The sequence below is a fragment of the Archangium sp. genome (genome assembly GCF_036389735.1).
Lineage (GTDB): Bacteria > Myxococcota > Myxococcia > Myxococcales > Myxococcaceae > Archangium.
This window is the reverse complement of sequence record NZ_DASVWK010001021.1, coordinates 1-9,510: the sequence shown is the minus strand read 5'-3', so window position 1 is coordinate 9,510 and position 9,510 is coordinate 1. Positions and strand designations below refer to the sequence as shown.

The following is a 9,510-nucleotide window of genomic DNA, read 5'->3' as shown; positions in this document are numbered from 1 at the left end:
AATTTCAGCCACTGCATGAAGGAATTCCCCTGGGGTCAATGACAATTGAAACGACCGCCCAGGAGCCTACCCCGTACGGGAGACCGCCTGGAGGTTTCCGCCCGAGTTGTCCTCCAGGGGAAGAGACGGCACGCGCGGCAGCTCGACGGTGAAACACGTGCCCTTGCCCAGCTCGCTCTCCACGTCGATGCGACCGCCATGGGTCTTGATGATGCCGAGCACCACCGAGAGGCCGAGCCCCGTGCCCAACCCGGGAGGTTTGGTGGTGAAGAAGGGCTCGAAGAGGCGCCGCTTCGTCTCCTCGGACATGCCCGTGCCGGTGTCGCGCACCTCCACGCGCACCCGGTCGCCCTCGCGGCGCGTGGTGAGCCTCACCACCCCGCCTGGCGCGGTGGCCTGCCCCGCATTCACCAGCAGGTTCACCAGCACCTGCACGAGCTGACGCGGACGGCCCACCACCGACCCCACCTCGCCCAGCTCGTCCTCCACCCTCACGTGGCCAAGCTGGACTCGCGCGATGCGCAGCGCCGTCCTCGCTTCGGCGTTGAAGTCATAACCGACCGGGCCCTCGTAGCCCCCGCGCGAGAAGCGGCGCAGATCCGAGACGATGGAGTTCACCCGCCTGGCGCCGTCCAACGTGGCCGGGAGCAGGTCGTCCACGTACTCCTTCACCAACTCGGGCAGGTTCTGCCCTACCCGCAGTTCATGGAGCATCGAGTCGATGTTGCTCGTCACGAAGCTCATCGGGTTGTTGATTTCATGCGCCACGTTGGCCGCCATCAACCCCAGGCTGGAGAGCCGCTCCTGCTCGAGCGCCCGCTGGTGCAACTGCTGCATCTCCTGCTGGGCCTTCTCCAGCTCCTCGCGCTGGTGCCGCACCTGCGCCAACGAGCCGCGCAGCAGGGTGACGCGCTTCTCGGACACCAGATAGCCGAAGATACCAATCAGGGAGAAGGCCAGGGCCAGGGTCGGACTGGCACCGGTGGACAGGGCCACCACGTCGACCGAGCCCAGGTAGAGGGCCATTCTCAGGCGGACCCACCGGTCGAGCCCGAAGTACCAGAGCATGTTGTAGGGCACGAAGACCCAGAGCAGCGGCGCCCACTGGGTATGAATGCCAACGAGGCAGACGCCCACCACGTTGACCGCCATCCGCACCGCCTCCACCACGACGCGGGTGAAGCGCCTGGCGAGCCACTCGAGGAACACGACGTTGAACAAGGTGAGCCCCAGGCCCACCCCCACGATGGTGGAGATCACGTTCCACTGGCCCCAGAACGAAGCGACCAACGCGAGGTTGACGACGGACGCACCCAGACCCGCGATGTGCTGGACGCTGTGGTTCAACTGCGCCGAGTCCGCCTCGAGGACCGCGTCTCTTGCTCGGACATCCATCGGGAACCTCCGGGGTCGGGCCCCAGGCTAGCACCGGAGGGACCTCGAACTCGAACCCCCGAGGAGCGACGAGGCGCCCACCGGATGACAGGAGGCCCGAATTCAGGCGAGCGGGAGCGCGAGCCGCGCCATACTGCGCGCCTCGTCGTGAAGACCCTTCCCGTGGTGCAGCCATGAATCCCCAGGACCTCCTCGCCCGACTCCAGGACGCCTCTCCCAACGGTCCGCTGGATCGCCTCGCCGCGCTCGTGGTGGAGCATGAGCTCTCCCAGCCCCTCGAGGCCCTCCTGCCCCCCGCCCTGCTGGCGCGTGCGTTGAAGGCCGCGCTCGAGGGCTGGCTGGCCTCCGAGACCGCCGACCGCGAGCTCGCCTCCACCCTGGACCACCTCCAGGGCCGGCTCACCCAGGACCGGCGCACCCTGCGCGAGGCCCTGCCGCCCGAGCTCTCCAAGGGGCTGGCGGAGCTGGCCGCCCGCCGCTACTCGCCGGACCGGACGCTGGTGCTGTCGGTGCTGGACCGGCCGCCCGTTCGCGCGCTGGCGCGGGGGCTGCTGCTCAACCTCCTCATCGAATTCAGCCGCAAGGTGAGCGCGCCCGTGACCGAGAACCGCATCGCCAAGGGCTTCTCCGGCCTGGCGAAGCTCGCGGCCGATCAGGCCCGGAGCGCGGGGGGGACGCTGGGGGGCATCGCGGGTGCTCTGTCGGATGAGATCGAGCGTCAGGTGGAGAAGCGCGCCCGCGACTTCGTCGACTCGGCGCTGACCGGCGTCTTCCAGCAGCTCGCCGACGCGCTCACCGATCCGAGCCGGGCCTCGGAGCAGGCGGAGATGCGCGTGGCGCTGCTCGACGGGGTGCTGGGCCTGCCCCTGTCGCGACTCGGGCAGGAGCTGTCCCGCACGGACGTGCCCGGCGCAACGGCGGTGACGCGCAAGGCGCTCTCCCAGTGGCTCGCCTCCAAGGACGTCACCACGGAGCTGGAGGGCTGGCTCACGCGCGCGATGGAGCGCGATGGCAAGCGCCCGGTGCGCGAGGTGCTCGGGACGCTCGGCCTGCTCGACGCCTTCCAGACCCTGGGCCGCGAGTCGCTGCGCGTGCGCCTGACGCCCGTGGTGGCCTCGGAGCCCTTCGCGCGTTGGCTCGAGGAGTTGATGCAGCCCCGTCAGGCCTGACCCCTACCCCACCCAGGAGAGACACCCCATGGCACTCGAGGATGACTTCCGCTCCGCGCAGGAGCGCGTGAAGACGCTCACCACCCGCCCCTCCAATGACACCCTGCTGGAGCTGTACTCGCTGTTCAAGCAAGCCACCGACGGCGACGTCCAGGGCAAGCGCCCGGGGATGCTCGATATCAAGGGGCGCGCCAAGTACGACGCCTGGGCGGGCCGCAAGGGCGTGGGCCGCGAGGCCGCCATGCAGCAGTACGTGGCGCTCGTGGAGCGGCTGCTGCGCGGCTGAGCAGGCGGACAAGCGAGGCCGCGGTAGGGAGGGCCGCCACCCGGGCAACGCTGCCAGGAGCCGACCTCCATCCCTATCGTCTAGCCATGAGGTCCTCGATCGCCCGGCTCCTTGGTGGTGCGCTCGGTGTATCCCTGCTTGGCCTCGTCCTGACGGCAGGTGCCCAGGAAGATGAGGGCAAGGACGAGGCGGGGAGGCAATCGCTGCGCCTACAGACCCCGAAGGAGGACCTCAAGGCCCAGGTGACCTCGGAAGCCGTCACGGGCACGGACATCCAACTCACGCGCAAGGGAGACACGGTGCGCGGGCTGGCTTCCGGAAGCTCGGTCTCCTTGAACCGCAAGGGAGGGAAGCTGGAGGGAATCGTCGGCGGCCAGTCCGTGCGGATCACCTCCAAGAGCGACGAGGAGGGAATCGTGCGGCTGGAGGGCACCTTTGGTGGGGGCCCGCTGGAACTCGACATCACTCCGGATGAACTCGCCGGCACGGTGGGCACGTGCACGTATGACCTGCAATACGAGGACGAGGCCTACCAGGGCGTGCGCACCTGCGGCGAGAACAAGCGCGAGCACGTGTGGGTCTTCGTGACGCCCGGCATCCCAGCGGAGGTCTCCCCGCTGCTGGCGACGACGCTCGTGGTCCTGCTGGGGAGCGAGGTCTCGCGGTAGTCTCCGCCGCGATGCCCTCCTCCACCGCCTCCCCGCCGCCCCTGCTGCGCCCGGAGCACTTGTGGTCCCAGACGGTGCGCACGACGCACCATGGATTGAGCACGGGCGCGCTTCAGCCCATCACCACCGAGTGCCGGCTCATCGAGCAGCACGGGGTGTCCTTCCAGGTGCGCGTGCTCGGTCGGGCCCAGCTCAAGGAGCGCCCCAGGCGCGAGCCGACCCGCGCGGGGCCCTTCAATCCCTTCGAGAACCCGGATCCGGACCTCGTGGTGGGGGACGTGTCGCCCACGCACGTGTGCCTGCTCAACAAGTTCAACGTCGTCGAGCACCACCTGCTCATCGTGACGCGCGCCTTCGAGGAGCAGGAGTCCCCTCTCACGGCCGCCGACTTCGAGGCGCTCGCGCTCTGCATGGAGGGACTGGACGGGCTGGCCTTCTACAACTCCGGCGAAATGGCCGGCGCCAGCCAGCGGCACAAGCACCTTCAGCTCACGCCCCCGCTCGGCCCCGAGGGCCTGCGCGCTCCCATGGAAAAGTTGCTGTCGACGGGACAGGAGCTGGGTTTCGCCCACGCGGTGAGGAGACTCGGGCCGTGGGCGGCTTCACCCGGCGAGGACGGGGCCCGGATGCTGGAGGCCTACCAGTCGCTGCGGGCCACGCTCGGAATGGAGCGCGAGTCGCGTCCGTACAACCTGCTGGCCACGCGGGACTGGATGCTGCTGGTGCCCCGCTCCCAGGCCGAGGCCGAGGGCATCAACGTCAATGCCCTGGGCTTCGCCGGCTCGCTGTTCGTCAAGACGGAGGAGCAGTTCCAGCGGCTCCAGGCGCTGGGGCCCGTGGAGCTGCTGCGTCAGGTCGCATCCATCAGGATGCGGTGACGGTAGAGTTCCAGCAGGATGTCCTCGTGCAGGTCCGCCTGCTTCTCCGCGCGCAGGCGCTGGCGCACCACCTCGACGGGCTCGCGACCCGAGAACTCCGTGATGAGCGAGTAGGCCACGCCGGGCAGCGCGACGGCGTCGTACTCGCTGTAGGCCCCCAGCGCGACGCTCCCGTCCGGCAGCCACTTCACGGTGGCCTCGGGGTTGAGCTTGAGCACCTTGGGCAGCTCGGGCGCGACCGACTCCTGGTGGCTCTTCTCCAGCACCTTCAGCTCGATGAGCCCGTCCAGGCCCATGATCTTCTCGACGTCCGCCGGCTTCAGCGCCCGGATGACATCGTGGCAGGCCCGGTAGAACTCGGGCTCACGGCCCACCCACTGGCGCCAGAGCGCGGCGTACTCCTTCTCGGGCATCGGCTTGTCGTCGAGGTCCTCGACGGTCGGCGCCTCCGAGGGGTCCGGCTTGTCCTTGCCGGCGAGCACGTACTCGGGCAGCAGCTGGAGCACCGCGTAGCGCGAGAGCTGGATCTCCGCCAGCGCCAGGTACGTCTTGAGCGTCATCCAGAACTTCCGCCCGTCCGCCCCCGACACGTACTTGCAATAGAACGTGGAGCACACGGCCTCGCGGAAGGGCCAGATGGTGCAGCCGCCCTGCTCCAGCTCGTAGTACGGACAGCGCATGGAGGCGGCCCGGCCGAAGAACTGGCGCGAGTTGCGGTAGAGCAGGTTGTAGCGGGCCGACGGCCGGACCCACTGCGGCGTCACCCCCACGCGGCTGGAGATCTTCTCCCCCACGCGCCGCTGACCCTCGCCCAGCTCGGCGCGCCCGTCGGACAGCAGCGCGCCCACCAGGTAGTTGGGCAGCTTGGGGTAGTAGGTGCAGCACTTGGTGTCCGGCCGGAAGAAGCGGTTCACCCCGTCCACGGGTTCGACGACGCCTCGCGCCGAGGACTGGCACATCGCGCATGAGGAGCACGTGGCCTTCGTCTCGACGGGGATCTCCTTCTGGAAGAAGTCGGGAAAGAGCTCCCGGTAGAGGACGGGCAGGCTGTCGAGCATCTGGGGCATGGACGCGACTCCTCTCAGGAGGCCAGGCGGATGGCGATCATCACCATCAGCGACAGCATGGAGAGCGTGCCGATGAAGAAGCTCATCGAGCGCCACGGCTGCATGGCCTTCACGTAGGTGAGGGTGTGGGCCACCCGGGCGGCGGTGAAGGCGATGAAGGCGATCCGCATGCCGAGAACCGGCGCGCCGGCCATCACGGCGATGAGGCCGATGATGAGGAAGGCGGGGATGTTCTCCAGGTCATTGCGGTGGGCGCGCTGCACCCGCTCCACGTCGGGGTGCTCGGAGGTCGTGAGCTGGGCGCCAAAGCGGGCCGCGTCCTCGGGATTCAGGGCCACCTTGAGCCGGGAGCGCGTCACCGCGGTGAGGACGCCAACGGCGAACATCTTCACGACGAGGACGATGGCGCACAGGGCATACAGACGGAAGCCCGGCATCGACAGGAACAGATTGGAGGACACGTTCGGCAAGAAGTCGTTCATGGCTGGAATGGCCCTCTAGCAGCAGCGCCGCCGTTTTGACAGCCGAGTCCCCTCCCGCGAAGAGGCGGCCTCAAGTGGTACGGACATGGCGCGACCCGGAGTGTCCCCTTCCCCAGCCCCCGCGCACAAGCAGCGACGTGGGAGAAGGCCGCACCGTCAGTACCTTGACGGCGAGGCTCGGCTTGTCCAAGTTGCCGGCCCTCATGCCTGTCTTGAGTGGTGCAGTGACCTTCTCGCGTTTCCGAGCCGAGCCGGCCGGAAACGCGCCTTCCGATGTGAAACGCTGGCTCGCCAAGGGCCTGAAGTCCGGACTCTTCGAGCCCATCGACCTCAAGAAGACCGAGGACGAGCGGGCCGCGGGCTTCGTGGAGCTGGAGAACCATGACTCCACGGACTTCTCCACCGGCAGCGTCCTCTATGGCGAGTACGCGCTGTTCGGCTTCCGCATCGACACCGTGAAGGTGCCCGCGGCGGTGCTGAAGGCCGAGCTGGACAAGTGGGCCACCGCCTTCGAGAAGCAGAACGGCCGGGCGCCCACCCGCGGCGAGAAGGCCGAGAACCGGGCCTCCCTGCGCCACATGCTGCGCCAGCGCGCCGTGCCGAGCACCAAGGTGCACGACGTGAGCTGGAACCTGAAGACGCAGCAGGTGCAGCTCTGGGCCGCCTCGCGCAAGGCGGTGGATGAGATCCTCCTGGCCCTCGAGACGGCCTTCGAGGTGAAGCTCCAACCGCTGGTGCCCGCGTCCCTGGCGGCGCGTGCCGGCATCGCCGACGACGCCCTCGTCCCCACCCCGGAGCTCATCGGCGTGGAGATTTCCAACAGCGAGATTCCCAGCAGCGAGGTGACCCATGGGGAAGCGTGAGCAGGCTCGAATCGAAGCGGCCTTCATGCGGGGCGACGCGGGCGTGGACGGCGTCGCCACCGAGGAGGAGCAGCGAGACGAAGCGGAAATCGAACGCGACAAAGCGAGAGAGCAACTGCTGCGCGGCCGCGCGTACCTGGGCCGGGAGTTCCTCACCTGGCTGCTGTGGCGCTCGGAGTCGGGCGACGTGCTGGTGGACTTCGAGGGCACGGGCCTCATCGTCCTCTACACCGGCCGGTGCACCCTGCGCGGCATCAACGGGGACGTCACCGAGCTGTCCGCCCGGGGGGCGCTCGCGCCCTACTCGGAGAATGTGAAGCACTCGCTGGACCGCGGCCTGCTCATCCACCAGGCCCGGCTGCGCATCACCCACGGCGAGAAGGTGTACGAGGTGACGCTGGACGCCGAGTTCCTCGACATCCGCGCGGCGAAGCTGCCGGACCTGATGACCGAGGAGGAGGATGACAAGCTGCTGGAGCGGCTCTACCTCACCGAGCAGCTCTCCGACATGGTGGACACCCTGGTGCAGTCCTTCCTCGAGGTGCGCGCGAGCCGCAACTGGAGCAAGAAGGTCGTCCCCGCGATGAAGAGCTGGATGAAGGGTGAGGACGAGGCTCCCCGGCAGACCAAGGTGCAGCTGGCCCGCGCCGCGCGCGGCTGAGCTGACGGAAGGCCTCCTTGAGCCCGCCCCGCCTCACCTTCTTCTGTGAGCTGGAGGCCGGGCCCCTGGAGGCCCTCTTCGCCGACCCGGCCGTCGTCGAGCACCTCCTGGCGCTGCGAGCCAGCGTCAGTCTGGGGGTGCTCGACCTGGGCCCGGAGCGGGCCGCCGTGGTGCGCCGGTTGAATCAGGCCGGCGTGCCCGTCATCGGCTGGCTGTTGCTGCCCAAGGCGGAGGGCTACTGGTTCCACCAGGACAACGCTCCCCAGGCCTCGGCCCGCTACGAGGCCTTCCGCGCCTGGACGGCCGAGCACGGCCTGCGCTGGGACGGCGTGGGCCTGGACATCGAGCCGGACATCCACGAGTTGCAGCGCCTGCTGGCGAGCCGGTGGCGTGTGCTGCTCGCGCTGCTGCCCCGGCTCGCGCGGGGCGAGCGGCTGCGGGAGGCCCGGGCCGCATATGGCGCCCTGGTGGCCCGCCTCCGCGCGGACGGCCACCGCGTGGACAGCTACCAACTCCCATTCATCGTGGACGAGCGCCGGGCGGGCTCCACCCTGCTCCAGCGCCTCTCGGGGGTGCTGGACCTGCCCGTGGACCGCGAGGTGTTGATGCTCTACACGAGCTTCGTGCGCCCCCATGGCCCGGGAGTGTTGTGGAGCTATGGCCCGGACGCACGCTGCGCTGGAGTGGGCGTCACCGGCGGAGGGGTAGAGGTGCCGGGCCTCATCGAGGTGCCACCGCTGGACTGGGACGAATTCACGCGGGACCTGCGGCTGGCGCGGCGGTGGATGGAAGACCTCCACGTCTTCAGCCTGGAGGGTTGCGTGCGGCAGGGCTTCCTGGCGCGGCTCCGGGACTTCGACTGGAGGGGGCCGGTGGAGACGCCCCCGGCGTCCGCCCGACGCCTGGGCTGGTTGCGCCGGGTGGCGCGTGGGGTGCTGCGGGTCGGTGCGTGGTTGCCGCGCTGAGCTGCGGCTCACCCGTCCGACTCGTCCTCGAGCAGCGGGATGGCCAGGTCGAACCGTGCGCCCTTGCCGGGTGAGGACTGGACCTCGAGCGTCCCTCCGTGAGCGAGGGCGATCTGCCGCGAGAGGAACAACCCCAGCCCCAGCCCCGAGGACTTGGGCCCTCGCACGAAGCGCTCGAACAGATGGGGGAGCAGTTGGGGCGCCACCCCGGGCCCCTGGTCGATGATGGAGAGGATGACCCAGCTCCCTTCCTCGCGCGTCTGCTTCTCGACCTCCACCCTCACGGGCAGTCCCGCGGGCGAGTGTTTCAACGCGTTGGCCACGAGGTTCGAGAGGGCCTGACGAAGGCGGTCCGGGTCGGCGAAGAGGACGAGCTCCTCCGGCCCCCGGAACTGGACCTCGTGGCCTGGAATCGTCGCGGTCGCCGCCACCTCCTGCGCCAGCCGCACCACGTCCAGGGGCTGCAAGCGCAGGGAGAAGAGCCCCTGCTCCAGGCGGCCCACGTCGAGCAGATCCGCGGTGAGCCGGGTGAGGGCCGTGACGCTCCGGGACGCCGCCTCGGAGTCGCGAATGTCGTCGGCCGCTCGTGCCCGAAGCGCCCGTTTATGGAGGAGCTCGAGCCGCATGCGCAGGGAGAGCAGGTGATTGCCCATGTCGTGCGCGAAGATGGTGATGAGCTCCTCGGCGGCCGCTCGGCGGGCTTGCTCGGCGGCGGCTTTCGTCCGCTCCTCCATGAGTTCGGCCCTGTGGGCCACCATGCCCACCCACCGGGCCGTCGCCTCCAGGAAGCGGAGGTCATCCAGGGAGAAGCACTCCGGCTGTGTCGAGGAGCACTCCAGGACACCGCGCCTCTCTCCACCCACGTCAATCACCGCCCCGATGGCGGAGCGGACGCCAAGCCCGTACTTGATGCCAGGCAACTCCTCGGCGTCCTCGTCCTGATGTCCCGTGAGCCAGGGCTTCCCTGTCTCGAAAACCTGGACGACCCGACCCCGATTGGCGAGCTGAAGCCGGTCCAGCCCCAGGCTCTTCTGCTTACGCCCCAGCGGAGTGTCGCTGACCCCCAAGGACACGAG

General features: G+C 69.2%; 11 protein-coding genes. 7 read left to right on the top strand and 4 right to left on the bottom strand.

The genetic code is table 11. From position 1 onward, the window contains the following. Window positions 1–66: 66 nt before the first annotated feature. A complete protein-coding gene (locus tag VF794_RS36425) occupies window positions 67–1,395 on the bottom strand; it encodes a sensor histidine kinase (protein ID WP_331117737.1) in 1,329 nt (442 codons plus the stop codon). Window positions 1,396–1,568: 173 nt separating this feature from the next. Between VF794_RS36425 and VF794_RS36420 the strand changes: the two genes are divergently transcribed. The 4 genes from VF794_RS36420 (at window position 1,569) to VF794_RS36405 (ending at window position 4,396) form a co-directional block, all read left to right on the top strand. Beyond that, window positions 1,569–2,564 carry a hypothetical protein gene (locus VF794_RS36420; protein ID WP_331117735.1) on the top strand — a complete coding sequence of 332 codons (996 nt, stop codon included), beginning with the start codon at window positions 1,569–1,571 and terminating at the stop codon, window positions 2,562–2,564. Window positions 2,565–2,592: 28 nt separating this feature from the next. Beyond that, window positions 2,593–2,850, top strand: coding sequence for an acyl-CoA-binding protein (locus VF794_RS36415; protein ID WP_331117733.1), 258 nt, complete (start codon window positions 2,593–2,595; stop codon window positions 2,848–2,850). Window positions 2,851–2,936: 86 nt separating this feature from the next. Next, a complete protein-coding gene (locus VF794_RS36410) occupies window positions 2,937–3,518 on the top strand; it encodes a hypothetical protein (RefSeq protein ID WP_331117731.1) in 582 nt (193 codons plus the stop codon). A gap of 11 nt (window positions 3,519–3,529) precedes the next feature. Beyond that, entirely contained in the window at window positions 3,530–4,396 is an 867-nt protein-coding gene (locus VF794_RS36405; RefSeq protein ID WP_331117729.1) for an ATP adenylyltransferase, read from the top strand. On the opposite strand, the gene VF794_RS36400 is transcribed toward VF794_RS36405, so the two are convergent. Together VF794_RS36400 and VF794_RS36395 are read right to left on the bottom strand one after the other, a co-directional pair. Continuing rightward, complete coding sequence (locus tag VF794_RS36400; protein ID WP_331117727.1) at window positions 4,369–5,463, bottom strand: hypothetical protein; 1,095 nt, start codon at window positions 5,461–5,463, stop codon at window positions 4,369–4,371. The genes VF794_RS36405 and VF794_RS36400 overlap by 28 nt on opposite strands. 14 nt (window positions 5,464–5,477) lie before the next feature. Continuing rightward, the gene (locus VF794_RS36395; RefSeq protein WP_331117725.1) at window positions 5,478–5,945 is read right to left on the bottom strand and encodes an MAPEG family protein; all 468 of its coding nucleotides are present in this window, start codon (window positions 5,943–5,945) and stop codon (window positions 5,478–5,480) included. Window positions 5,946–6,148: 203 nt separating this feature from the next. Here VF794_RS36395 and rdgC point away from each other — a divergent pair, with 203 nt between their 5' ends. The 3 genes from rdgC to VF794_RS36380 are packed head-to-tail and all read left to right on the top strand — an operon-like array spanning window position 6,149 to window position 8,434. Beyond that, window positions 6,149–6,808 carry a recombination-associated protein RdgC gene (gene rdgC / locus VF794_RS36390; RefSeq protein ID WP_331117739.1) on the top strand — a complete coding sequence of 220 codons (660 nt, stop codon included), beginning with the start codon at window positions 6,149–6,151 and terminating at the stop codon, window positions 6,806–6,808. After that, window positions 6,795–7,469, top strand: a complete 675-nt coding sequence (locus tag VF794_RS36385; RefSeq protein ID WP_331117723.1) for a hypothetical protein — start codon at window positions 6,795–6,797, stop codon at window positions 7,467–7,469. Before rdgC ends, VF794_RS36385 begins: the two co-directional genes overlap by 14 nt. Before the next feature lie 17 nt (window positions 7,470–7,486). Continuing rightward, window positions 7,487–8,434, top strand: a complete 948-nt coding sequence (locus tag VF794_RS36380; RefSeq protein WP_331117721.1) for a hypothetical protein — start codon at window positions 7,487–7,489, stop codon at window positions 8,432–8,434. A gap of 8 nt (window positions 8,435–8,442) precedes the next feature. Here VF794_RS36380 and VF794_RS36375 read toward each other — a convergent pair. Then, window positions 8,443–9,510: GAF domain-containing sensor histidine kinase (locus tag VF794_RS36375; RefSeq protein ID WP_331117719.1), on the bottom strand; the 1,068-nt coding region annotated here is incomplete at its 5' end.